The sequence below is a fragment of the Streptomyces sp. NPDC052064 genome, assembly GCF_055585925.1.
The window spans coordinates 400,217-423,514 of the sequence record NZ_JBVJJE010000006.1 but is presented as its reverse complement, the minus strand read 5'-3'; the positions used below and the strand labels follow the sequence as shown (position 1 = coordinate 423,514).

Genomic DNA, 23,298 nt, shown 5'->3' with positions numbered 1-23,298 from the left:
CCGGCCGACCGACGCGCACGCTGACGGAGGGAGCGCGAGGCGATGAGGGCAGTGACCTGGCAGGGCAAGCGGGACGTCCGGGTGGAGAGCGTGCCCGATCCGGAGATCCAGGAACCGACGGACGCGGTCATCCGCATCACCTCCACCGGGCTGTGCGGGTCCGACCTGCACCTGTACGAGGTGCTCACGCCGTTCATGACTCCCGGGGACATCCTCGGCCACGAACCCATCGGCATCGTCGAGGAGGTCGGCGCCGGCGTCCCGGACCTCCAGGCCGGAGACCGGGTCGTGGTGCCGTTCCAGATCGCCTGCGGCAACTGCTGGATGTGCCTCACCGGCCTGCCCACCCAGTGCGAGACCACTCAGGTCCACGGCGAGGGCATGGGGGCCGCACTGTTCGGCTACACCCGCCTGTACGGCGCGGTGCCGGGCGCCCAGGCCGAGTACCTGCGCGTCCCGCAGGCGCAGTACGGCCCGATCAAGGTGCCGGAAGGACCGCCCGACGACCGTTTCGTCTACCTCTCCGACGTCCTGCCCACCGCCTGGCAGGCGGTCGCCTACGCCGAGGTCCCGCAGGGCGGCAGCATCGCCGTGCTCGGCCTCGGACCCATCGGCGACATGGCCTGCCGCGTCGCCCAGGTACGGGGCGCCGGGCGGGTGTTCGGCGTGGACCTGGTCCCGGAGCGGCTGCGCCGGGCGCGCTCGCGCGGTGTGGAGACGTACGACCTCAGGTCCTTCGACGACGAGAAGGAACTCGTCGCCGCGATCCGCGACGAGACCGACGGCCGCGGCCCCGACGCCGTGATCGACGCGGTCGGCACCGAGGCGCACGGCAGCGCGGCCGCGCGCATGGTGCAGAACGCCTCGGCGATCCTGCCCCGCAAACTGAGCGGCCCGATCGCCGAACGTTTCAGTGTCGACCGCCTCGCCGCCCTCTACACCGCCGTCGACCTGGTGCGCCGCGGCGGCACCATCTCGCTGTCCGGTGTCTACGGCGGCATGGCGGACCCGCTGCCGCTGCTCACCCTCTTCGACAAGCAGATCCAGATCCGGATGGGCCAGGCCAACGTCCGCCGCTGGAGCGACGACATCATCCCGTACCTGACCGACGAGGACCCGCTCGGCGTCGAGGACTTCGCCACCCACCGGGTGCCGCTGTCGGAGGCCCCGCACGCGTACGAGATGTTCCAGCGCAAGCAGGACGGCGCGGTGAAGGTGCTGATGCAGCCCTGACCCGACGGCAGCGGGCCGAGGCACCCGATCAGGCGCCGAAGATCTCCGCCAGGTCATAGCGGACCGGCTCCTGAAGCTGCGCGTACGTGCAGCTCTCCGGCGTCCGGTCCGGGCGCCAGCGGCGGAAACGGGCGGTGTGCCGGAAGCGCTGCCCGTTCTCCATGTGGTCGTACGCCACCTCGGCCACCCGCTCCGGCCTGAGCGGCACCCACGACAGGTCCTTGCGGCCCGACCAGCGGCTCGGCGCCCCGGGCAGCCGGGCCTTCTCGTGCGCGGCCTCGTCGGACCAGGCAGCCCACGGATGCCCCTGGACGTCGTCCATGCGCAGTGGCTCCAGCTCCTCCAGCAGCTCGGCGCGCCGCTTCATCGGGAAGGCGGCGGACACCCCCACGTGCTGGAGGGCGCCCCGGTCGTCGTACAGCCCGAGCAGCAGCGAGCCGACGACCGGACCGCTCTTGTGCAGGCGGTACCCGGCGACGACGACGTCCGCCGTACGCTCGTGCTTGATCTTGAACATGGCACGCTCGTCCGGGCGGTAGCGCACGGTCGGCGGCTTGGCGATGACGCCGTCCAGGCCCGCCCCCTCGTACTGCTCGAACCAGTTCCGCGCCACCTCGATGTCGGTGGTCGCCGGAGCCAGGTGCACCGGCGCCATCACCCCCGACAGCTCCCTGGCCAGCAGCTCCCGCCGGTCGGTCAGCGGGACGTCCATCACCGATTCGTCCCCCAGCGCCAGCAGATCGAAGACGACGAACGAGGCCGGTGTCCGCTCGGCCAGCATCCGCACCCGCGAGTCCGCCGGGTGGATCCGCTCCGTCAGCGCGTCGAAGTCCAGCCGCCCCTCCCGCGCGATCACGATCTCCCCGTCCACCACACAACGCTCCGGCAACCGCTCTCGCACGGCGGTCACCAGCTCGGGAAAATACCTGGTCAGAGGCTTACCGGTACGGCTGCCGAACTCGACCTCGTCCCCGTCGCGGAACGCGATCGCCCGGAACCCGTCCCACTTCGCCTCGTACTGCATGCCCGCCGGGATCGCCGCCACGGACTTGGCGAGCATCGGCAGCACAGGGGGCATCACCGGCAGATCCATGGTCCGATTCTGCGCCCTTATGGCAAGGTGTGCCCGATGTGCGAGGTGTGCGGGGTACGCCTACCGTGGCTCGCATGGGTGACGCGGTGGAACTGGAGGTCGGCGGCCGGACCGTACGGCTGTCCAGCCCGGACAAGGTCTTCTTCCCCGAGCGCGGTTTCACCAAGCTGGACCTCGCCCGCTACTACCTGGCCGTCGGCCCCGGCATTTTGCGCGCCCTGCGCGACCGGCCCACCACCCTGGAGCGCTACCCCGAGGGCGTGAACGGCGAGAACTTCTTCCAGAAGCGGGCCCCGAAGAACATGCCCGACTGGATCCCGACCGCGCACATCACCTTCCCCAGCGGTCGCAGCGCCGACGAGATGTGCCCCACCGAGGTGGGAGCGGTGGTGTGGGCCGCCCAGTTCGGCACCCTCACCTTCCACCCCTGGCCGGTACGCCGCGACGACGTCGACCGCCCGGACGAACTCCGCATCGACCTCGACCCGCAGCCGGGTACGGACTACGAGGACGCCGTCCGTGCCGCCCACGAACTCCGGGCCGTGCTCGACGAGTTCGGCGGACTGCGGGGCTTCCCCAAGACCTCGGGCGGACGGGGTCTGCACGTCTTCGTGCCCATCGAACCGCGCTGGACCTTCACCCAGGTCCGGCGCGCCGCCATCGCCGTCGGCCGGGAGATGGAGCGGCGGATGCCGGAGCAGGTCACCATCAAGTGGTGGAAGGAGGAGCGGGGCAAACGCATCTTCCTGGACTACAACCAGACGGCACGCGACCGCACGATCGCCTCCGCCTACTCCGTACGGCCCCGCCCGCACGCCCCCGTCTCCGCGCCCCTGCGCTGGGACGAGGTGGGGGTCGCGCACCCCCAGGACTTCGACCTCGCGACCATGCCCGCGCGCTTCGCCGAACTCGGCGACGTGCACGCGGACATGGACGACCGCCGCTTCTCCCTCGACGCCCTGCTCGACCTCGCCCGCCGCGACGAGCACGACCACGGGCTGGGCGACCTGCCGTACCCGCCCGAGTATCCGAAGATGCCGGGAGAACCCAGGCGGGTACAGCCGAGCAGGGCCAGGAAGGCGCCCCCTACAGTTCCTTGATGCGGATGTCCCGGTACGAGACCACATCCGTCGTGCCGTGCACCTGGAGCCCGATGTAACCGGAGGCGAACCGCCGCCCGTCCGTGCCCGGGTCGTCCGAGCGGGGCGGGGTGAACTCCTGGCCGCCGATGTTGTCGAACTCGTTGATCAGCACACCGTTGCGGTAGACCGAGTAGTGCTGGCCGACCACGCGGATCTCGTAGTCGTTCCAGGTGCCCTTCTGTGTCACGCCGGCACCGGCGAGCCCCACCCGGTCGAAGCCGTAGACCGACCCCGTCTTGTACATGTCGCCGTCGGGCCGGTCGAGCACCTGCACCTCGTGCCCGTACTTGATGGCGACCCACTCCGGGCGGGCCTCCTCCGGGTGGTCGTGGACCCAAGGGAAGCGCACGAAGACGCCCGAGTTGGCGTTGCCCGTGCCGGGAGCGTCGTCACGCCACTGGAGCTTCAGCGAGAAGTCGCCGTACTTGCGCTGCGGGAACCACAGCATGCCCATGCCCGGTGTGGCCGTGCTGGAGGTGATCGTCCCGTCCGGGTTCAGCCCGAACGAACCGCCGCCCACCTGCTGCCACTTGGCCAGGGATTCCGCGCTGCCGTCGAAGATGGCCCGGTAGCCCTCGGTCTGCCCCGGCTTGCCGATGGCGGACTGGCGGGCGGCCTTGCGGATGGCGTTGTACTCGCGCTGGTCGATGACCCCTTCCTTCAGCAGGCGGTCGAGGACGGACGTCACGTGCTTGAGGAACAGCGCGTGGGACGTCCACTCCTTCTCGTCCTCGATCAGCTCGCCGATCCGGCAGCGGTTGTCGGTGACCCGGTTGCGCACGCCCGAGTCGACCGTGCCGACGATCACCGTCAACCGCTCGTCGTACTCCGGGCAGTCGGGCGCGGGCACCTGACCGGAGACGACCGTGAAGGTCACCGTCCGGGCCGCCGCGGTGTTGCCCGCCTTGTCCGTCGCCCGGTACGCCACAGTATGCGCGCCCGACCGGTCGACCACGACCGGAGCCGTGTACGCCAGGTACGGCCCGCCGTCCAGCGAGTACTCGATCCTCTCGACGCCCGAGCCGTGCGCGTCGGTCGCCGTGACGGTCACCCGGGCGCTGTTGAGGTACGCCCCGTCGGAGTTCCTCGTGCCCTCCACGGTCACGCCCGTCACCGGCGGGGTCGTGTCCTGCGGCGGAGCGGCGACGACCGTGAACCGCACGCTCTTCTCGGCCGCCACGTTGCCGGCCTTGTCGGTGGCGCGGTAGCGGACGGTGTGAGCGCCCGCCTCGTGCACCATCACGGGCGCGGTGTACGGCTGCCAGGCGCCGGAACCCACCGCGTACTCGATGGTGTTGACCCCGGAGCCCGTGTCGGACGCGGAGACGGTGACAGTCGCCATGTCGATGTACGCCCCGTCGGGGTCGCGCTCGCCGCTCACCGTCGCCGAGGTCTCCGGCGCGGTCGTGTCGTCCGACTGCGGCGCCACCACCGTGAACTCGGTGCTCTTCTCGGCGGAGACGTTCCCCGCCTTGTCGAAGGCGCGGTAGCGGACCTTGTGGGCGCCCACCTGGTCGACGACGACCGGCGCCGTGTACGGCTGCCAGGCACCCGCCTCGCCGATCGCGTACTCGATCTTCTCGACGCCGGAACCGCCCTCGTCGGTGGCGTGGACCGCCACGCTCGCCGAACCGACGTACTCGCCCTGCGCGTTCTGCGTCCCGCTCACGTGCGCCGACGCCTCGGGCGCGGTCGTGTCCTCGCCGGTGCCCTCGGTCACCACCAGGATGCCCTGCATCTGGCCGTGGCCGGGGATCGTGCAGTGGTAGAAGTACCGGCCGGGCGTGAGCGTGACCCGGGCGGTGTGCTTGCCGCCCTGGGCGTCGTTCGGATTGGCCAGGATGTTGAGCTGCACGTCGTTGTTGAACTCGGGGTCACTGGTCACGAACGTCAGCGTGTGCGGCATGCCCGTGGTGTTGCCGGTGGCCACGCTGTTCTCGAACACGATCGTCGTCGCGCCGGCGACCGCCGTCTTCGGCGTCGCGAGGTATTTGTCGATGTCGTTGCCGGCCGTCCAGGTGAGGACCTGTTCGGCGGCGGGTGTCTCCGTCTGCCCGGCGGCGGGCATCGCCTGCACGCCGACCATCACGAGCAGGGCGGCCAGCAGGGCGGCCCAGATTCTTCGCTGCCTGATCACTCGGTCCCCCTCGCCAGCCGACCGACGGCCGGGGTCGGCCCGCCGCCCTTGTAAGTGACCCGCCACAGGGCCGACTTGGAGTCCGAGGTGAAGAAGCCGCGCCCGTAGTCGAGGACGTACAGCGCGCCGTCCGGACCGAACTTCCAGTCCATGAGGTTCTTGATGCCGTCGTTGCCGATCGGCACGATCTTCTTCAGCGACTCCGAGTGCACCGGCAGACCGCCGTCTCCTTGCGTCTTCGGGTCCATGAGCACCGCGTTGCGCGGCTGGTCGGCGTCGTAGAAGTCACCGACGAACCACTTGCCGTCCCAGTACGCCGGCCACCTGACGGCACTGTCCGCCGCGACCGTGTCGTACCGGTAGACCGGCCCGTTCATCGCGGCCTGCCCGCCGCCCTTCAGCCAGGGCAGCCGGTACGTGGCCTCCTCCGGCTTGTACGACGGGACACCGCTGGCGTCCCGCGGGTAGTCCGGCGCGCCGCCCTGCGGCGAGTACCAGATGTTGTTGCCGGTGACCGGAGGCAGGTCGACCAGACCGTCGTTGTTCGGCGACTCGTTCTTCGGGTGGTCGCAGTCGTACCAGCCGAGCGGCTGGGACGGATCCGGCAGATTGCGGTCCCGGTAGGGCTGCTTGTTGCCCATGCAGTACGGCCAGCCCCGGTTGCTCGCCTTGGTGATGGCGGCGAACGTGTCGTACTTGGCCGGACCCCAGGTCGTCGAGGGCGCGCTCGCGTCCGGGCCGACCCAGCCCGCGTAGAGGACGTCGGTCGACTTGTCGATGAAGATACGGGCGGGGTTCCTGACCCCCATCACATAGATCTCGCCGCGTGTCTTGCCGCCGCCCTCGTCGGTCTCCTTCCCGGTGAAGAGGTTGCCCTCGGGGAGCGTGTACGTCCCGTCCGGATCCGGGTGGATGCGCAGGATCTTGCCGTTGAGGTTGTTGGTGTTGCCGGCCGTGCGGCGCGCGTCCGCGAAGGAGACGCCCTGGTAGTTCGGCTGCGGATTGTTGCCCGAGTAACCGCCGCTGAACCCACTGGAGTTGTTGTCACCGGTGGCGATGTACAGGTTGCCCTTGGAGTCCCAGGCCATTCCGCCGCCCGAGTGACAGCAACTGTGGATCTGCACCGGCCACTTCAGCAGCACCCTCTCGCTGCTCAGGTCCAGCTTGTTCGTCGCCTGGTCGAGCGTGAAGCGGGAGACCCGCCGCTCGGCCATCCGCGTGTCCCGGTTGATCTGGCTGTGGGGCGTGTAGTGCAGGTACACCCAGCCGTTCTGCTCGAACCTCGGGTCCAGCTCGATGCCGAGCAGCCCCTCCTCGACCTTGACCAGCTCGTCGCCGCCGCCCTTGTTGCCGAAGACGGTGAGCGCTCCGGCGAGCGTGACCTGCTTGGTCCTCGGGTCGTAGACGTGGATCTCGCCCTTGCCCTTGCCGATGTCGGGGTTGTTCCAGTCGGTGATCACGGGCTGCGAGGAGTCGGCGCCGCCCCGGCCGATGTAGAACACGCGGCCGTCGGGCGCGGTGACCAGCCCGTGCGGCTCGCCGATCTGGTCGTTCTGCCCTGGCTGGTTGGGCTTGGTCAGCCGCTCCGCCGTGTAGTTGGCGTTGATGGTCGCCTTGCAGTCGGCCTGCTCCAGCCGGGTCGTCCACATCAGCGCGCCGCGCAGATGGGCACGGAAGTCGGTCTCGTCGTACGACGACACCGTGCCGCCCATGCCGGTGTAGAAGGAGCGGCCGCCGTCGTAGTCCCGACACCAACTGACCGGATGATCCCACCCGTTGGCACCCGATCCCGGCTGGTAGGTCGACTCCCGGACCCGGGCCACCGTATGGACGTCACCCGACGGGTTCTTCACCCAGTTCAGCCACTTGTCAGGGCGTTTCCACTGCACCGGCACGTCCTTGGTGGCCGGGTGCCGGCGGTCACCGGCCTCGACGGTCGCACGCTGAACGGCCGCAGGGCTCGACGGGGCCGGACGGGCCCCCACCAGTCCGGTGAACCAGTCCGAGTACGGCTCCGCGCGCGCCGCGTCATGGATGCCGACGAACCCGCCGCCGGCCTCCATGTAGGCCTCCAGGCCTGCCTCCTGCTCGGCGTCGAGGACATCGCCCCCGCCGGTCAGGAACACGATCGCGTTGAAGCGGCCGAGTTTCTTCTCGTTGGTGAACACCGAGGCGTCGTCGGTGGCTTGCACCGTGAAACGACGGTTCGCCGGTCCCGACAGCCCGATGTCCTCGATGGCCTCGATCCCGGCGTTCACGACCGGCGACTCCTCCCCGGCCGCCGCGGAACCGTGGAAGATCAGCACCCGTACACTCGCGCCGCCCGGCGGCGACTTGATCGACATCGTTGTCAGCGGGGGTTCCGGGTACGGTCCCGCGTGGGCGGGCCCCGCCGACAGTCCGGCGGTCACGACCCCGGCGGCCACGGAGGCCGCCCAGACGCGTCTTCCCTTGCTCAACCCTCGTAAGTGCATGGGCACCTCCTCGGTCACAGCAACACCGCCAAGGAAGCTAAACCCCTTTGCACGGCTCGCCAATACCTATGACCGGGATGGCACCAACTTTGTCTTGAGTGTGGATAAACGGGAGCGCGGCCGGTACCGTCTCACAGGTTCATCACAGGTACGTCTCCGGAAAAGCCTTACCAGGGTGGGGAGTTCCGCATGGACAGACGCAGCTTCAACCGGCGGGTCCTGCTGGGGAGCGCGGCCGTCGCGACATCGTTGTCCGTGGCGCCGGAGGCCGTCAGCGCGACCGGACCGGCGAAGACGGCACCGGCCGGGGGCGAGGTGAGACGCATCCAGCTGTACGCGGAGAAGCTCGCCGACGGGCAGATGGGCTACGGCCTGGAGAAGGGAAAGGCGACCGTCCCCGGCCCGCTGATCGAGCTCAACGAGGGCGACACGCTGCACATCGAGTTCGAGAACACCATGGACGTGGCGGTGAGCCTGCACGTCCACGGCCTGGACTACGAGATCACCAGCGACGGCACGAGGCTGAACCGGAGTCATGTCGAGCCGGGCGGCACCCGCACCTACACCTGGCGCACCCACGCCCCCGGCCGCCGCAAGGACGGCACCTGGCGGGCGGGCAGCGCGGGTTACTGGCACTACCACGACCACGTCGTCGGCACGGACCACGGCACGCAGGGGCTCCAGAAGGGCCTGTTCGGCCCGGTCGTCGTCCGCCGCAAGGGCGACGTCCTGCCGGACCGGACGCACACGGTCGTCTTCAACGACATGCTCATCAACAACAGGCCGCCGCACTCCGGGCCGAACTTCGAGGCCACCGTGGGTGATCGCGTCGAGTTCGTCGTGATCACGCACGGCGAGTTCTACCACACGTTCCATATGCACGGTCATCGCTGGGCGGACAACCGCACCGGCATGCTGACCGGCCCCGACGACCCCAGCCAGGTCATCGACAACAAGATCACGGGCCCGGCCGACTCGTTCGGCTTCCAGGTGATCGCGGGGGAGGGGGTGGGCGCAGGCGTCTGGATGTACCACTGCCATGTACAGAGCCACTCCGACATGGGGATGGTGGGACTGTTCCTGGTGAAGAAGCCGGACGGGACGATTCCCGGCTACGACCCGCACGAGCACGGGGGCGATCACTCGGGGCACGACCAGCGCGAGCACGATCACTGACGGTCGTACGGGCACGAGAGCGCTCTCACCACCCTGTGCGACCGGGGCTATCCTGATCCGCAACCGCAGGTGAGGAGCCCCGAAGTGACGGAGACAGCGCCGCGTCCCACCCTGGAGGCCGTGGCCGCCCGGGCCGGTGTCTCGCGGGCCACCGTCTCGCGCGTGGTCAACGGCGGTGACGGGGTCAGGAACATCCTCGTCGAGCGGGTCCGCAAGGCGGTGGAGGAGCTCGGGTACGTGCCCAACCAGGCGGCCCGCAGTCTGGTGACCCGGCGGCACGACGCGATCGCGGTCGTCGTCGCCGAACCGGAGATCCGCGTGTTCGCCGACCCGTTCTTCGCGCTCCAGCTGCGCGGCATCAGCAAGGAACTCACGGCCCACGACAACCAGCTCGTGCTGCTGCTCACGGAGGGCCGCGACGACCACGCCCGGGTCGGCCGGTACCTCGCCGGCGGGCATGTCGACGGGGCCCTCGTCTTCTCCCTGCACCTCGACGACCCGCTGCCGGAGCTGATCCAGCGGGCCGGCGTCCCCACCGTCTTCGGCGGGCGGCCCGGCTGGAGCGGAGACCGGCGCGGCGTGGTGTACGTCGACAGCGACAACCGCGGCGGCGCCCGCGACGCCGTCCGCCACCTGGCCGGCCTTGGCCGCACCCGTATCGCGCACATCACCGGCGCCCTCGACCAGACGTCCGCCGTGGACCGGCTCGACGGCTACCGGGACGTCATGGTGGACGCCGACCCGCGGCTGATCGCCGAGGCCGACTTCACCCCGGCCGGGGGTGAGCGGGCGATGCGCGAACTCCTCGACCGCTGTCCGGACGTGGACGCGGTGTTCGCCGCCAACGACCTCACGGCCTCGGGGGCGCTACGCGTCCTGCGCGAGGCCGGACGGCGTGTCCCCGACGACGTCGCGGTGATCGGCTTCGACGACATGCTCCCCGTCGCGGAACAAACCGACCCGCCCCTCACAACGGTCCGTCAGGACATCGAGGAGATGGGCCGCCTGATGGCCCGCCTGCTGCTGCGGGGGCTCGACCGCGGCACTCCGCGGGAGAGCGTCGGCGACACACCCTCCAGCGTCGTCCTCCCGACGACGCTGGTGCGGCGGGCGTCCGCGTAGTCCGGCGGATGTGCCTCAGCCCGGCTGCGGCTCGCTGCGGATCACCGCGAAACGCGCCCCGTACGGGTCCGTGAGCTTGGCGACGCGGCCCACGCCCGGCAGGTCCGTGGCGGGCATACGGACCGTACCGCCCAGTTCCCGGGCCCGGGCGACGGTGGTGTCCGTGTCGCTGACCTCGAAGTACGGCAGCCAGTGGGCCTCCTCCTCGGCCGGGTCGTCGGCCAGCGGGACGACGCCGCCGAACATGGCGTCCTCGCCCTCTCCGGCCGGGACGAAGATGGTGTAGGTGCCGCCGGGGAAGTCGACGCCGAAGGTCTCAAGACCGAGCACGGAGTGGTAGAAGGCGGCAGCGGCCGGGACGTCCGCCGTGTACAGCTCCAGCCAGCACAGCGAGCCGGGCTCCTGGACGACGTCCAGGCCCGTGTTGCGGCCCGGCTGCCACAGGCCGAAGGGTACCCCCGCCTGGTCGGCGAGGATCGCCATGCGGCCCAGGTCCTGCACGTCCATGGGCTGCATCAGCACCGAGCCGCGCGCCTGCCCGGCCGCCCGCGCCGTGGTGTCCGCGTCCGGGGCCTGGAAGTACACCGTCCAGGAGGGCGGGCCCTGTTCCGGAGTGGTCTGCATGCCGCCTGCGGTGGTCCTGCCGCCCAGCTGGAAGAGGCCGTAGCCCCCGACCTCGGGCCCGCCGGGCTGGAACTCCCAGCCGAACAGGCCGCCGTAGAAGGAGGCGGCACCGTCGATGTCGGGTGTGGCGAGATCGATCCAGTTCGGAGCGCCGGTGACATAACGGGTGGTGAGCATCGTCGCCCTCCTCGCGCAGGGGCCCGTTCGTCTGCTCTGCCGAGTCTCGCACCGCCCACGGGCAACCGCCGCCGGAGCGCCGCCGGGGCGTGATGCCGGGTTTCCGCGCGCCGCCGTGCGTCGGCCCGTCCGGCGGGCGACCATCAAGGTGGCCGGAGGCCCGTCAATGCGGTGTTGATCCCGCGTTGATCGAACGTTTTTCGCCCTCCGGAACGCTTCTGGCCATGCACATCGACACCATGATCTCGCCTGAACTCGCCTGGCAACAGGAGGCGTTGTGCGCGCAGACCGGGGCGGACTTCTTCTTCCCCGAGCCCGGCAGCTCGGTGCGGGAGGCGAAGCGGATCTGCGGCATGTGCCCGATCCGTGACGCCTGCCTCGAGTACGCGATGGACAACGACGAGCGCTTTGGTGTCTGGGGCGGTCTGTCGGAGAAGGAGCGGCTGGAGCTGCGGCGTACGTCGCGTCAGCCGTGAGCCGCGCCGTCCGCAGGCCATCGCGCGTTGCGTGGGGTGCCGGCCTGCCGGGGAGCCGGGGCGTGTGAAACGCCGAGGCCCCGGCCGCTCGTCGCGGTCGGGGCCTCGCAGCCGTGGGGCCGGATGCGCCGGGTCAGCCGTCAGGCGCCGGCCCGGGCCGCCATGCGGGCCTTGCGCGCGGCCAGCTTCTCGTCGAACTTCGTCGCCTCGCTGTCCAGGCCGCCCATGTACAGGCCGAGTTCCTCCTGCGCCTTGCGGCCCTCGGAGCCCAGACCGTCGATCTCCATGATCTTCAGGAAGCGCAGCACGGGCTGGAGCACGTCGTCGTGGTGGATGCGCAGGTTGTAGACCTCGCCGATCGCCATCTGCGCGGCGGCCCGCTCGAAGCCGGGAATGCCGTGGCCGGGCATCCGGAAGTTGACGACCACGTCCCGTACGGCCTGCATGGTCAGGTCGGGGGCGAGCTCGAAGGCCGCCTTGAGCAGGTTCCGGTAGAAGACCATGTGCAGGTTCTCGTCGGTCGCGATGCGGGAGAGCATGCGGTCGCAGACCGGGTCACCGGACTGGTGGCCGGTGTTGCGGTGCGAGATGCGGGTGGCCAGTTCCTGGAAGGCGACGTAGGCGACCGAGTGCAGCATCGAGTGGCGGTTGTCCGACTCGAAGCCCTCGCTCATGTGGGACATGCGGAACTGCTCCAGCTTGTCCGGGTCCACCGCGCGCGAGGTGAGCAGGTAGTCCCGCATCACGATGCCGTGCCGGCCCTCCTCCGCGGTCCAGCGGTGCACCCAGGTGCCCCAGGCGCCGTCACGGCCGAAAAGGCTGGCGATCTCGTGGTGGTAGCTGGGCAGGTTGTCCTCGGTCAGGAGATTGACGACCAGCGCGATGCGGCCGATCTCGGTGACCTTGGACTGCTCCTTCTCCCAGGCCTCGCCGTCCTCGAAGAGGCCGGGGAAGTTGCGCCCGTCGCTCCACGGTACATACTCGTGCGGCATCCAGTCCTTGGCGACCTGCAGATGCCGGTTCAGTTCCTTCTCGACCACTTCCTCCAGTGCGTACAGCAGCTGAGCGTCGGTCCAGGCGCCGGCGGGGCTGCCGAGGTGGGGAGTGGTGATCGTCATGGACTCTCCAGGGGGACATGCGTACGAGCGGTGAGCAATAACCTACGGCATCGTAGGCTACGTTTCCGTAGGTTACGATGCCGTAGGTTAAGGGCGCTGTAAAGGCCGCTGATCAGCGGCGTCGCTCGTATCGCACCACCGTCCCCCGGACCCGCAGGTCGAGGGGCCGCACAGGTGGAGTGCCCCCGGTCAGGCGTACAGCCCCCGCAGCCGCACCGAGAGGCACGTCACACATCCCTCGAGCTTCTCGAACTCGCTGATGTCCACGACGACCGGTTCGTAGCCCAGGTCCGCGAACAGCTCCGCGGTCTTCGGCGCGCTCGCCGCCATCAGCAGTTTGTCACCGCCGAGCAGCACGACGTGCGACCCGGCCTCCTCCGGCACCGGCAGGAAGCGCGCGAACAGCGACGGCGCGTCCATCTTCGGGATGTGCCCGATGACCGTCCCGTCCGGCAGCGCCGTGACCGCCGACTTCAGGTGCAGCACCTTGCTCACCGGTACGGCGACGACCCGCGCACCCAGCGGCTCGAACGCGGCCCGCAACTGCTGGACACCGGCGGCGTTGGTGCGCCCGCCCCGGCCCACGTACACGGTGTCGCCGATCTTCAGTACGTCGCCGCCCTCCAGCGTGCCCGGCTCCCAGATCCAGTTCACCGAGCAGCCCAGACCGGCCACGGCCTCCTCGACCCCGGCGGTCTCGTCACGCCGGGACTCGGCGCCCGGGCGGGCGATCAGCGCAACGTTCTTGTACATCACGACCGTGTCCTCGACGAACACCGAGTCCGGGCAGTCGTCGGCCGGGTCCACCTCGATGGTCTCCCAGCCGTGCGTGCGCAGGGCCGCCACGTACGCCTCCCACTGCTCGACCGCGAGGTCGGCGTCGACCCTCTCCCGCTCGATGTGCGTCACCAGCCCTTCGGCAAGACGCGGGCTGGGGCGGCGGACGAGGGCCTTCTTGCTGGGCACGAGCGTGACTCCGTATCGGATGGGACGTGTCGGGACGGCGCCGACGGAGCCTCCGGGGTCGGCCGGAACCCATCGGGCGTCAGCCGACCATCATGCAGGGCGAAACCGGGAGACGACACCCCGGGGAGGCGAGGGAGGGCGTGGGGCGGCCCGGCGCCTCGGCAGGCGGCAGGGTGAACGCCGGCCTCCCGGCCCGCTGCCGGCCTGGCCTGCACGCGGCCCGCAGTCTCGGCGGGGGCGTGGGCGGGGGCCGTTCCCGGGCCGGCCCGCTGCCGACCCGGGCAGCACCTGGTCCGGTCGGCTCCCGACCGGGGCCTCAGCAGGGCATCCCGGCGAGTCCCGGCCCGGCCCGCTGCCGGTGCGGGTGGCCTCTGGCCTGGGCGGTTCTGGGCCTGGCGTCTCAGCGGGCATTCGGGTGAGTGTTGATCCCGGGCCGGTCCGCTGCCGGCGCGGGTGGTACCTGGTCTGGGCGGTTCTGGGCCTGGCGTCTCAGCGGGGCATCGGGCGAGCGCCGATTCCAGGTGTGGCTCTGCTGCCGGCACGGCCAGCTCCCGGCTCGGGCCAGCTCCCGGCTCGGGTCAGCTCCCGAGCCGGACCCGCACCCAGCCGATCTGCACCCGGCGCCTGCGCCGCGCCGGCACGCCCAAGGAGGCCCGCCCCAGGCCGACAGCCCCCGGACCGGCCTCGGGACTCGGCCGGGCGTCCTGGTGTCGGGTCGTCAAGCCGCCCTGCCCCGGGCTCACCCCACAGGCTCGGCGCCCTCCGGGGCGCTTCGCTGTGCTGGTGTCGTCGCAGCGTCCGCACGCCCGGGTGTGTCCGGACGGAGGCATTCGATCAGGTAGTCGCCGGTGTCGGGGTCGCGTACCACTCCGTGGGTCTCGCTGCCGAAGCCGGGGAAGCGGCGATCGAAGGACTCCAGCGCGGTCAGGTACCGCAGCAAGGGGCCGTCCGCGGCGCCGACGCTCTCGCCCGGCATGAGGACGGGAATGCCGGGCGGTGTGACGGTGACCATGGCGGCGGCGACCCGGCCGGGCGCGTCGGTCAGACGGATCCGTTCCGTGCCGCCGCGGATCAGACGCTGGTAGCACAGCTGCGGCAGGACGACGGGCTCCGGCAGCTGCCGGAAGGCGGTGTCGAGGAGCTCGACCATGCGGAGCCGGCGCAGATGGTCGTGCATCTCCTGGCACAGCTCGCGCAGGGTCAGCCCGGCGTAGCGTCGCGGATGCTCGGCGACCAGCGCGGGCAGCACCCGGTCCAGCGGCGCGTCACCGTCGTAGAGGTCCTTGAAGTCCATCAGGGCGTCCAGCAGCGTGCCCCACTTGCCCTTGGTGATGCCCATGGAGAACAGCACCAGCGTGGTGTAGCTGTCGGTCTTCTCCACGACGATGCCCCGCGTCCCCAGGTACGAGGTGAGCACCCGCGCGGGAATGCCCCAGTCGGACACCTCACCCGTGGCGCTGATCCCCGGGCAGGTCAGGGTGACCTTGATCGGGTCGAGCATGCAGTAGCCGTCGGTCAGCCCGGGGAAGCCGTGCCAGTCCGCGCCGGGCTCCAGGTGCCAGCAGGACGGCTCGGTCCGCAGCAGGTCCGCCGGAGCCTCGTCGAAGGGCAGCCGCGCCCCGCTCTCCGGGTCGGTCACCTCACCCGGCTGCCACACGCCGAAGAACCACGGCGGCCGGTCCCCGGCGGCCCCGATCCGCCGCCCGATGCGCACCATCTCCTGCCGGAACCGCACCGCCTCGGTCACCGCCTCGTCGACCAGCCAGTGCCCCTGCGGACCGTCCATCATCGCCGTGGCCACGTCCAGTGAGGCGATCATCGGGTACAGCGGCGACGTGGTGCCGTGCATCATCAGCGCCTCGTTGAACCGCTCGTGCTCCACCGGCGCCCGGGGCGCGGGCCTGACGTGCACCATGGCGCTCTGCGACAGAGCCGCCAGCAGCTTGTGCGTGGACTGGGTTGAGAAGACCGTCGGCCGGTCGGCCCCGGGGAAGCTCCCCTGGTCCACCGACATGCCGTAGCGCCCGGCGTACAGCGGGTGGAAGCGGGCGTAGGCGAACCACGCCTCGTCGAAGTGCAGCCGGGGCGTGCCGGCGGCGAAGGCCCGGGCCGCCGCCACCGCGTCGTAACACAGCCCGTCGTACGTGGAGTTGGTGAACACCGCGTACTGCGCGCGCGATGACACGGCGTCCGTCGTCAACGGACTCGCGGCGATCCGCGCCGCCACCGAGTCCTCCGCGATCTCGGCCGGCGGCAGCGGTCCCGCGAGGCCGTAGCCGTTGCGGGTGGGGACCAGGTACACCGGCCGGGCGCCGGATAGGACCAGGCCGTGCAGGACGGACTTGTGGCAGTTGCGGTCCACCAGGGCGATCTCGTCACGGGTCACGCTGAAGTTGCCGACCACCCGGTTGCAGGTGGAGTCGCCGTGCAGCACGAAGTACGTGTGGTCGGAGCCGAAGACCCGCGCGGCGTTGCGCTCGGCCTCGCCGATCGGCCCCGTGTGCTCGAACAGCGAGCCGAGCTCCCCGACCGAGATCGACAGGTCGCTGCGCAGCAGCCGCTCCCCGAAGTAGTCGTGGAACGCCCGGCCCACGGGTGACTTCAGGAAGGCGACACCGCCCGAGTGCGCGGGGGTGTGCCACGAGTACTCGTGCGCGTCGTCGAAGCGGCGCAGCGCCTTGAAGAACGGCGGCAGCAGGGCGTCCTGGTAGCCGCGCGCGGCGGTGGTGATCCGTCCCGCGATGAACGCCGGTGTGTCCTCCAGCGGCCACACGTAGCCCACCACCGACTGCGACACCCACAACGGCAGGTCGCGCAGCCCCTCGTCCGCCATGACCAGGAACACCGGCAGGTTCTGGAAGCGGCGCCCGATCCGGCGCAGCACCGCCGCACCGCCCGGTTCACCGTCGGCCCCCGGCCCGGGCGGAAGATCCCAGGCGACCACGGCGGCGGCGAGACCGGCCTCGGTCCTGAGCACCGCCTCGGCGTCGGCGACGCTCCCCACCCACCGGACCTGTAAGCCGCGCCCCCGGATCGCCTCGGCGATCCTCGCCAGCTGCCCGGCGGCCGCGCCCCCGTCCTCCGGACGCTCCGCCACCGCCACCAGAACCGTGCTGTCGGCCATGTCGCCCCCTCCCGGTGGCCCGCGCCACCCACACACCCCAGTCTTCGCGGGCCGGCACGCGTGATCGGCCGACGCAGCGCCAAACCACCCCATCGGCCCACAGCACGGACCGCACCTTGACGCGTCAACACCCGCGGCCCCGGCATCCCGGCGGAGTACATCGGCGGGCAGTGGCAGCACGGCCCGGACGGCCCGCGCCTCGCCGTCGTCAGCAACACGGCGCTCCCGGGTGTCCCGCTCACCGGGGAGCTCACTCCGGCACTATGACGGCCGATGCCGCCACCGCCCGCCGCAGGTGCTCCCCGGTGAACGATCCCCTCGCGTCCAGGAGCTGTCGCGGCGTCCCCTCGAAGACGATCTCGCCGCCGTCCCTGCCGCCGTCCGGGCCGAGGTCGATCACCCAGTCGGCCCGGGCGATCACGTCCAGGTTGTGCTCCACGACGACGACCGTGTTGCCCGTGTCGACCAGCCGGTCCAGCAGGGCGACGAGTCCCTCCACGTCCGCCATGTGCAGCCCGGTCGTCGGCTCGTCGAGCACGTAGACCGCGCCCGTCCGGTGCAGCCGCGTGGCCAGCTTGATGCGCTGCCGCTCGCCGCCGGAGAGCGTGGAGAGGGGCTGGCCGAGCGTCAGATACGTCAGTCCGACGTCCCGCAGGGCCCGTAGCCGGCGCCGTACGCCCGAGTCGTCGAAGAAGCCGAGCGCCTGCTCGGCCGTCATCTGAAGGACGTCGGCGATGGAGCTGCCCTTCACCGTCAGCCGCAGCACCTCCTCCTTGAAGCGCCGCCCCTCGCAGTCGTGGCAGGTCGTCGTCACCGGGTCCATGAAGGCGAGGTCGGTGTAGATGATGCCCCGGCCCTCGCAGGTGCCGCAGGCGCCGCTGGAGTTGAAGCTGAAGAAGCCCGCCCCGGCTCCCGTCTCACGGGCGAAGATCTTCCGTACGGTGTCCATGATCCCCAGATAGGTCGCCGGAGTGGACCGGCCCGAGATCCCGATCGACGACTGGTCGACGACCACGGTGTCGGGGTGCGCGGCGGTGAACTCCCCGGCCAGGGTGCTCTTCCCCGACCCCGCCACCCCGGTCACCGCCGTGAGCACTCCGGCCGGGAAGCGCACGGTCACGTCGCGCAGGTTGTGCCGGCCGGCGCCCTTGACCCACAGCTCGCCGTCGGCCTGCCGGACCTGTTCCTTGACCGCCGTACGGCGGCGCAGACAGCGCCCGGTGAGCGTGTCCGAGGCGGCCAGTCCGGCCGGTGTGCCCTCGAAGACCACGCGGCCGCCCTCGGCGCCGGCGCCCGGCCCCATGTCGACGACGTGGTCGGCCAGCGCGATGACGTCCGGGTCGTGCTCGACGACCAGCACGGTGTTGCCCTTGTCGCGCAGCCGCAGCAGCAGATCTCCGAGTCGGCCCACGTCGCGCGGGTGCAGGCCGACACTCGGCTCGTCGAAGATGTACGTCATCCCGGTCAGGCTGGACCCGAGGTGCCTCACCGTCTTCAGCCGCTGCCCCTCCCCGCCGCTGAGGGTCGACGTCTCCCGGTCGAGACTGAGATAGCCGAGGCCGATCGCCTCGACGCGCTCCAGTGCGGCCACGGCCGCTCCCGCGATGGGCCCGGCCACCGGGTCGTCGATCTCCTTCAGTACGGCGATCAGGTCCGTGACCTGCATCCGTGTGCAGTCGGCGATGTTCCGGCCGCCGACCCGGGTGGCGAGCGCCGCCGCGTTGAGCCGCGCTCCCCGGCAGGCCGGGCAGGTGCCCTCCACCAGGAACTCCCGGACCAGGTCGCGGGTCTTCTGGCTCATGGCCGACAGGTCCCGTTTCAGGTACAGCCGCTCGAAACGGTCGGCCAGCCCCTCGTAGTCGGTGGACCAGGTGCCGCCGCTGCCGCTGACGGCGACCTTGCTGCCGGGCCGTCCGCGCATCAGGAACTCGCGTTCGGCGGCGGTGAACCGCCCCACCGGCTTGTCCGGGTCCAGGTCGGCACTGTTCGTATAGGCCTGGCCCTGCCAGGTGCCCGCGGCGAACGGCGGGAAGCGGACCGCCCCGTCGGCGAGGGAGCGGTCCGGGTCGAGGATGCGGTCCCAGTCGGGCCGAACCGTCCGGCCGAGGCCGTCGCACCCGGGGCACATGCCCGACGGGTCGTTGAACGAGTACGCGGTCGCCGGCCCGGCGCTCGGGGTGCCGTGCCGGGAGAACAGCACACGGATCACCGAGTAGATGTCCGTCATGGTGCCGACGGTCGACCGGGAGTGGCCGCCGACCGGCCGCTGGTCGACGACGATCGCGGGGGAGAGGTCCTCCATGCCGTCCGCGTGCGGCCGCTCGTACTTGGGCAGCCGGTTGCGGACGAACCACGGGTACGTCTCGTTCAGCTGGCGCTGCGACTCCACCGCGATCGTGTCGAAGACGACGGACGACTTCCCCGACCCCGAAACGCCGGTGAACACGGTCAGCCGGCCTTTCGGGATGCGGAGGGTGACGTCCTTGAGGTTGTTCTCGCGGGCTCCGGTCAGAGTGATGACACCGTGCGTGAAGTCGGTCATGCCACCGACGCTAGGCGGGAAACCCGACAGCCTCTGGCGTGATTTCCTTCAGTTCTCCCTCCTCCAGCAGCAGCCAGCGCGTGATGCCGATCGACTCCAGGAACGGCAGGTCGTGACTGGCCACGATCAGCGCCCCCTCGTACGACTCCAGGGCCGTGGTCAGCTGACGCACGCTCGCCATGTCGAGGTTGTTGGTCGGTTCGTCCAGCATGAGCAGCTGCGGCGCGGGTTCGGCCAGCATCAGCGCGGCCAGCGCGGCCCGGAAGCGTTCGCCGCCGGACAGCGTCGCCGCCTTCTGGTCGGCCCGGCCACCCCGGAACAGGAAGCGGGCCAGCCGCGCCCGGACCCGGTTGTTGGTGGCGCCCGGCGCGAACCGGGCCACGTTCTCGGCGACGGTCAGCTCCCCGTCGAGGACGTCGAGCCGCTGCGGCAGGAACCGCAGCGGGACGTGCGCCTCCACCACGCCCGACTCCGGGTCCAGATCCCCGGTGATGGTGCGCAGCAGCGTCGTCTTGCCCGCGCCGTTGCGCCCGATCAGGGCGACCCGCTCGGGTCCGCGCAGCTCGAAACCGCCCGCCACGCGGGCGCCGTACCGGAGCCCGAGGTCCTGCAGCGTCAGGACGGTACGCCCCGGCGGCACGGCCGTGTACGGCAGGTCGACACGGATCTCGTCGTCGTCCCGTACGGCGTCCACCGCCTCGTCCAGCCGTTCCCTGGCCTCGGCGAGCTTCTCCTCGTGCATGATCCGGTGCTTGCCCGCGGACTCCTGCGCCGCGCGCTTGCGCGCCCCCATGACGATCTTCGGCTCACGCTTCTGGTCCCACATCTTCTGCCCGTACCGCTTCCGGCGGGCCAGCTTGACCTGGGCGTCGGTCAGTTCGCGCTTCTGCTTGCGGAAGTCGGCCTCGGCGACGCGCACCATGCGCTCGGCCGCCTCCTGTTCGATCGCGAGGGCCTCCTCGTAGTCGGAGTAGTTGCCGCCGTACCAAGTGATCTCCCCGGAGCGCAGGTCGGCGATCTGGTCGACGAGGTCCAGCAGTTCCCGGTCGTGGCTGACGACGACCATCACGCCCGGCCAGGACTCGACGGCCGCGTACAGCCGCCTGCGCGCGTACAGATCGAGGTTGTTGGTCGGCTCGTCCAGCAGCAGCACGTCGGGTCGGCGCAGCAGCAGCGACGCCAGCCGCAGCAGCACCGACTCGCCGCCCGACACCTCGCCGATCGTGCGGTCCAACCCGACGTGCCCGAGGCCGAGTTCGCCGAGGGTGGCCAGGGCGCGCTCCTCCACGTCCCAGTCGTCGCCGACGGTCTCGAAGTGTGACTCGGCCACGTCGCCCGCCTCGATGGCGTGCAGCGCGGCCCGCCGGTCGGCGATGCCGAGCGCCTCGTCGACGCGCAGGGTGGTGTCGAGCGTGACGTTCTGCGGGAGGTACCCGACCTCGCCGGCCACGCGGACGGTGCCGTCGGCCGGGGCGAGTTCACCGGCGATCAGCTTCAACAGGGTGGATTTTCCTGACCCGTTGACGCCGACCAGGCCGGTCCGGCCCGGGCCGAAGGCCACGTCCAGGCCCTCGAAGACGGGGGTGCCGTCGGGCCAGGTGAAGGCGAGGGAGGTGACGGTGATGGAAGTAGGCATGCGGGCCTCTTTCGCGGTTGCTTGATGCGGTCAGGGGCAAACGCGTGTCGAGACACCTGCGACCAGGGAGGAGGGCTCCAGGGGCATGAAAAAAGCCCTGTACCGGAGGACGGCTCGAACGCCGAGGTCGCACGCAGCGCACACACCTGAAGTGGGTGACGCGGTGTCTCAGGACCTCAGACGAGCAACGTCCTTCTCCAATCGGCGGCAACAGGACGCTGTACAACGTACGAGGGGGCGTCGAGCCTGTCAACGAATTAACGTGAGACCCGATCTTCCCTCCCCGAGGAGGCCCCGTGCCCAACGGTCCGCTCTCGCTGCCGGCCCGGCTCTGCCTGCTGGCCTGGGAGCCGGCGCGGCCGGCGGACACCGGCACCGCCCACCTGCCCGGCCCGGTACGGGCCGGTGCCCTCACCGATCTGGCCCGGCGCGGCCTGCTCGTCGACGAGGACGGCATTGCCACGCCGGTCGACCTGGACTCCGGCACGGGTGACGCGGTCCTCGACGGGCTGCTGGAACTCGTCCGCGAGTCGTGCCCGCACCCCTGGCGGACCTGGGTGACGCTGCGCCCGCGGGTGACCCTCGACGCGGTGCGGGAGCAGCTGGTGGCCGAGGGGTTTCTGCGGGCGGAGAAGAGGCGGGTCCTCGGGGTGTTCCCGTCCGTGGAGTACGAGCTGGAGCGCGTCGCCGCCGTGGAGGCGCTCCGGGCGGAGACGCGTCAGGTCCTGCGGGGGCCGCAGCCGGTCGCCGGGATCTCGGAGCGGGACGCGGCGCTCGTGACGCTGGCCGCCTCGGCGGGTCTGTTCCCCGGAGAAGACGTCCGCGCCCACGAGCGGCGCGTGCGGGAGCTGGCGGAGCATGCCGTGGCGTCGGCGCCCGGGCTCCGGGAGATCGTCCGCGAGATCCGTACGGCGCTGGCCGCCACGGCGACGGCGACCGCTCCGCCCTGACCCACGTCCCTGTCGGATTCCTGCCAGTCAACCCCGGGTCGCCGCTGGTTGAGTTGCCCGCATGACGAACCAGACCGACCGAGCCCTGGCCTTCCGCGCCCTGCACGTCCCCGGGACCCCGCTGGTCCTGCCCAACGCCTGGGACGCGGCGAGCGCCCGTCTCATCGAGGACGCGGGTGCCGCCGCGGTGGCCACGACCAGTGCCGGGCTCGTCTGGGCGCTCGGCGCGCCGGACGGCGAGCGGGTGGACCGCGGCACGGCCCTCGCCGCCGTCGCCCGGATCGCCGGCGCCGTGACCGTCCCCGTGACGGCGGACATCGAGAGCGGCTACGCAGCGGACACCGAGGGCGTGGCCGACACCGTCCGCGCGGTCCTCGCCGCTGGAGCGGTGGGCGTGAACATCGAGGACGCGCTGTACGGCGCCGGAGCGGGCGGTCCGCTGCGGGACGTCGGGGAGCAGGCCGAGCGGATCGCCGCCGTCCGCGAAGCGGCCGACGCGGCGGGTGTGCCGCTGTTCGTCAACGCCCGGACCGACACCTTCCTGAGCGGCGCCGGGGGAGTGGACCTCACCCTGGAGCGGGCCGCCGCCTTCCGCGCCGCCGGTGCCGACGGGATCTTCGTCCCCGGGGCCGTCGACCCGGGGACCGTGCAAGAACTGGTGGACGGCGTCGACGGGCCGCTGAACGTCATGGCCGGGCCCGGCGCACCGGCGGTCGCCGAACTGGCCGCCCTGGGCGTCGCCCGGGTCAGCGTGGGCTCGGGCATCGCCCAGGCCGCCCACGCCCTGGTCCGCCGGGCCGCGCGGGAGCTGCTGGACACGGGGACGTACCGGTCACTGGCGGACGGACTCGACTACGGCGAGGTCAACATCCTGCTGGAGCGGGGTCGTTAGGTCACGCGTCCCGCATCAGCTCCGCCAGGCCGTGGTCCAGATCCAGCTGGAGGTGCTCCAGGCCGACCGGCACCAGCTCGCTCGTGGCCTCCAGGAACCGGCGCACCTCGCCGGAGCGGACGTGCACGACGGCGGTGCCCTCGGGGGCGTGGAACTCCAGCACCGTGCGGTCGTACCCGTACGGCCGCACCCGTACGTCGCCGTGGCCCTCGGCGTTGCTGAGGCCCGCGGCGAGCAGCTCGCGGGAGAAGGTCCAGCAGACCTCGACGCCCTCCAGCGTGGCGGGGGCGGGGAAGGTCATGCGGACGGCGAACGGATCACGTCGGTCGTAGTGGAGCGTCGCGGGAATGCTCGGCATACGCGGCGCGGCGGCGACGAGGCGGGCCTCCACGGGCTGCTCGATGACGATGGACAAC

Annotated in this window: 17 protein-coding genes; 7 read left to right on the top strand and 10 right to left on the bottom strand. The window is 71.2% G+C overall.

Annotated features, from left to right (window positions below):
- Positions 1-42: 42 nt before the first annotated feature.
- Complete coding sequence (locus ACZ6TU_RS19030; RefSeq protein WP_467670556.1) at positions 43-1,233, top strand: zinc-dependent alcohol dehydrogenase; 1,191 nt, start codon at positions 43-45, stop codon at positions 1,231-1,233.
- A 28-nt stretch (positions 1,234-1,261) separates the two neighbouring features.
- Here ACZ6TU_RS19030 and ACZ6TU_RS19025 read toward each other — a convergent pair whose 3' ends face one another.
- Positions 1,262-2,326 (bottom strand): ATP-dependent DNA ligase, encoded by a 1,065-nt coding sequence (locus tag ACZ6TU_RS19025; protein ID WP_467670558.1) that lies wholly within the window; start codon positions 2,324-2,326, stop codon positions 1,262-1,264.
- 74 nt (positions 2,327-2,400) lie between these two features.
- Here ACZ6TU_RS19025 and ligD point away from each other — a divergent pair, with 74 nt between their 5' ends.
- The gene (gene ligD / locus ACZ6TU_RS19020) at positions 2,401-3,426 is read left to right on the top strand and encodes a non-homologous end-joining DNA ligase (protein ID WP_467670559.1); all 1,026 of its coding nucleotides are present in this window, start codon (positions 2,401-2,403) and stop codon (positions 3,424-3,426) included.
- Here ligD and ACZ6TU_RS19015 read toward each other — a convergent pair.
- Both ACZ6TU_RS19015 and ACZ6TU_RS19010 read right to left on the bottom strand, forming a co-directional pair.
- Positions 3,413-5,554, bottom strand: a complete 2,142-nt coding sequence (locus ACZ6TU_RS19015) for an OmpL47-type beta-barrel domain-containing protein (RefSeq protein WP_469549897.1) — start codon at positions 5,552-5,554, stop codon at positions 3,413-3,415. The genes ligD and ACZ6TU_RS19015 overlap by 14 nt on opposite strands.
- 47 nt (positions 5,555-5,601) lie before the next feature.
- Positions 5,602-8,079 carry a ThuA domain-containing protein gene (locus ACZ6TU_RS19010; RefSeq protein WP_469549699.1) on the bottom strand — a complete coding sequence of 826 codons (2,478 nt, stop codon included), beginning with the start codon at positions 8,077-8,079 and terminating at the stop codon, positions 5,602-5,604.
- A gap of 189 nt (positions 8,080-8,268) precedes the next feature.
- Here ACZ6TU_RS19010 and ACZ6TU_RS19005 point away from each other — a divergent pair, with 189 nt between their 5' ends.
- Together ACZ6TU_RS19005 and ACZ6TU_RS19000 are read left to right on the top strand one after the other, a co-directional pair.
- The gene (locus ACZ6TU_RS19005; RefSeq protein WP_469549696.1) at positions 8,269-9,255 is read left to right on the top strand and encodes a multicopper oxidase domain-containing protein; all 987 of its coding nucleotides are present in this window, start codon (positions 8,269-8,271) and stop codon (positions 9,253-9,255) included.
- An 84-nt stretch (positions 9,256-9,339) separates the two neighbouring features.
- On the top strand, positions 9,340-10,377 hold the full coding sequence (locus tag ACZ6TU_RS19000; RefSeq protein WP_467670565.1) for a LacI family DNA-binding transcriptional regulator: 1,038 nt from the start codon (positions 9,340-9,342) through the stop codon (positions 10,375-10,377).
- A gap of 15 nt (positions 10,378-10,392) precedes the next feature.
- Here ACZ6TU_RS19000 and ACZ6TU_RS18995 read toward each other — a convergent pair whose 3' ends face one another.
- Positions 10,393-11,178, bottom strand: coding sequence for a VOC family protein (locus ACZ6TU_RS18995; RefSeq protein ID WP_467670567.1), 786 nt, complete (start codon positions 11,176-11,178; stop codon positions 10,393-10,395).
- 224 nt (positions 11,179-11,402) lie between these two features.
- On the opposite strand from ACZ6TU_RS18995, the gene ACZ6TU_RS18990 reads away from it, so the two are divergent.
- Positions 11,403-11,654 (top strand): WhiB family transcriptional regulator, encoded by a 252-nt coding sequence (locus tag ACZ6TU_RS18990; RefSeq protein WP_467670569.1) that lies wholly within the window; start codon positions 11,403-11,405, stop codon positions 11,652-11,654.
- A gap of 140 nt (positions 11,655-11,794) precedes the next feature.
- On the opposite strand, the gene ACZ6TU_RS18985 is transcribed toward ACZ6TU_RS18990, so the two are convergent.
- From ACZ6TU_RS18985 to ACZ6TU_RS18965, 5 genes are all read right to left on the bottom strand, one after another.
- Positions 11,795-12,772, bottom strand: a complete 978-nt coding sequence (locus ACZ6TU_RS18985; protein ID WP_467670571.1) for an acyl-ACP desaturase — start codon at positions 12,770-12,772, stop codon at positions 11,795-11,797.
- A 189-nt stretch (positions 12,773-12,961) separates the two neighbouring features.
- Positions 12,962-13,738, bottom strand: a complete 777-nt coding sequence (ddaH, locus tag ACZ6TU_RS18980) for a dimethylargininase (RefSeq protein WP_467670573.1) — start codon at positions 13,736-13,738, stop codon at positions 12,962-12,964.
- A 739-nt stretch (positions 13,739-14,477) separates the two neighbouring features.
- Positions 14,478-16,862 (bottom strand): Orn/Lys/Arg family decarboxylase, encoded by a 2,385-nt coding sequence (locus ACZ6TU_RS18975; RefSeq protein ID WP_467670574.1) that lies wholly within the window; start codon positions 16,860-16,862, stop codon positions 14,478-14,480.
- Between the two features lie 250 nt (positions 16,863-17,112).
- On the bottom strand, positions 17,113-19,404 hold the full coding sequence (locus tag ACZ6TU_RS18970) for an ATP-binding cassette domain-containing protein (protein ID WP_469549690.1): 2,292 nt from the start codon (positions 19,402-19,404) through the stop codon (positions 17,113-17,115).
- Between the two features lie 10 nt (positions 19,405-19,414).
- Entirely contained in the window at positions 19,415-21,040 is a 1,626-nt protein-coding gene (locus tag ACZ6TU_RS18965; protein WP_469549687.1) for an ABC-F family ATP-binding cassette domain-containing protein, read from the bottom strand.
- A gap of 296 nt (positions 21,041-21,336) precedes the next feature.
- Here ACZ6TU_RS18965 and ACZ6TU_RS18960 point away from each other — a divergent pair, with 296 nt between their 5' ends.
- Both ACZ6TU_RS18960 and ACZ6TU_RS18955 read left to right on the top strand, forming a co-directional pair.
- On the top strand, positions 21,337-21,990 hold the full coding sequence (locus ACZ6TU_RS18960; RefSeq protein WP_469549685.1) for a GOLPH3/VPS74 family protein: 654 nt from the start codon (positions 21,337-21,339) through the stop codon (positions 21,988-21,990).
- A 61-nt stretch (positions 21,991-22,051) separates the two neighbouring features.
- Positions 22,052-22,882, top strand: a complete 831-nt coding sequence (locus ACZ6TU_RS18955) for an isocitrate lyase/PEP mutase family protein (protein ID WP_467670582.1) — start codon at positions 22,052-22,054, stop codon at positions 22,880-22,882.
- 1 nt (position 22,883) lies between these two features.
- Here ACZ6TU_RS18955 and ssgD read toward each other — a convergent pair whose 3' ends face one another.
- Positions 22,884-23,297, bottom strand: a complete 414-nt coding sequence (gene ssgD, locus ACZ6TU_RS18950; RefSeq protein WP_467670584.1) for a spore wall synthesis regulator SsgD — start codon at positions 23,295-23,297, stop codon at positions 22,884-22,886.
- Position 23,298: the final 1 nt, after the last annotated feature.

Excerpts from the sequence above, each read along its gene's own strand:
- ACZ6TU_RS18985 (WP_467670571.1), bottom strand. The coding sequence starts at position 12,772 with ATGACGATCACCACTCCCCACCTCGGCAGCCCCGCCGGCGCCTGGACC.
- ACZ6TU_RS19030 (WP_467670556.1), top strand. The coding sequence starts at position 43 with ATGAGGGCAGTGACCTGGCAGGGCAAGCGGGACGTCCGGGTGGAGAGC.
- ACZ6TU_RS19005 (WP_469549696.1), top strand. The coding sequence starts at position 8,269 with ATGGACAGACGCAGCTTCAACCGGCGGGTCCTGCTGGGGAGCGCGGCC.
- ACZ6TU_RS18975 (WP_467670574.1), bottom strand. The coding sequence starts at position 16,862 with ATGGCCGACAGCACGGTTCTGGTGGCGGTGGCGGAGCGTCCGGAGGAC.
- ligD (WP_467670559.1), top strand. The coding sequence starts at position 2,401 with ATGGGTGACGCGGTGGAACTGGAGGTCGGCGGCCGGACCGTACGGCTG.
- ACZ6TU_RS18995 (WP_467670567.1), bottom strand. The coding sequence starts at position 11,178 with ATGCTCACCACCCGTTATGTCACCGGCGCTCCGAACTGGATCGATCTC.
- ACZ6TU_RS18955 (WP_467670582.1), top strand. The coding sequence starts at position 22,052 with ATGACGAACCAGACCGACCGAGCCCTGGCCTTCCGCGCCCTGCACGTC.
- ACZ6TU_RS18970 (WP_469549690.1), bottom strand. The coding sequence starts at position 19,404 with ATGACCGACTTCACGCACGGTGTCATCACTCTGACCGGAGCCCGCGAG.
- ACZ6TU_RS19010 (WP_469549699.1), bottom strand. The coding sequence starts at position 8,079 with ATGCACTTACGAGGGTTGAGCAAGGGAAGACGCGTCTGGGCGGCCTCC.
- ACZ6TU_RS19025 (WP_467670558.1), bottom strand. The coding sequence starts at position 2,326 with ATGGATCTGCCGGTGATGCCCCCTGTGCTGCCGATGCTCGCCAAGTCC.
- ACZ6TU_RS18965 (WP_469549687.1), bottom strand. The coding sequence starts at position 21,040 with ATGCCTACTTCCATCACCGTCACCTCCCTCGCCTTCACCTGGCCCGAC.
- ACZ6TU_RS18990 (WP_467670569.1), top strand. The coding sequence starts at position 11,403 with ATGCACATCGACACCATGATCTCGCCTGAACTCGCCTGGCAACAGGAG.
- ACZ6TU_RS19015 (WP_469549897.1), bottom strand. The coding sequence starts at position 5,554 with ATGGTCGGCGTGCAGGCGATGCCCGCCGCCGGGCAGACGGAGACACCC.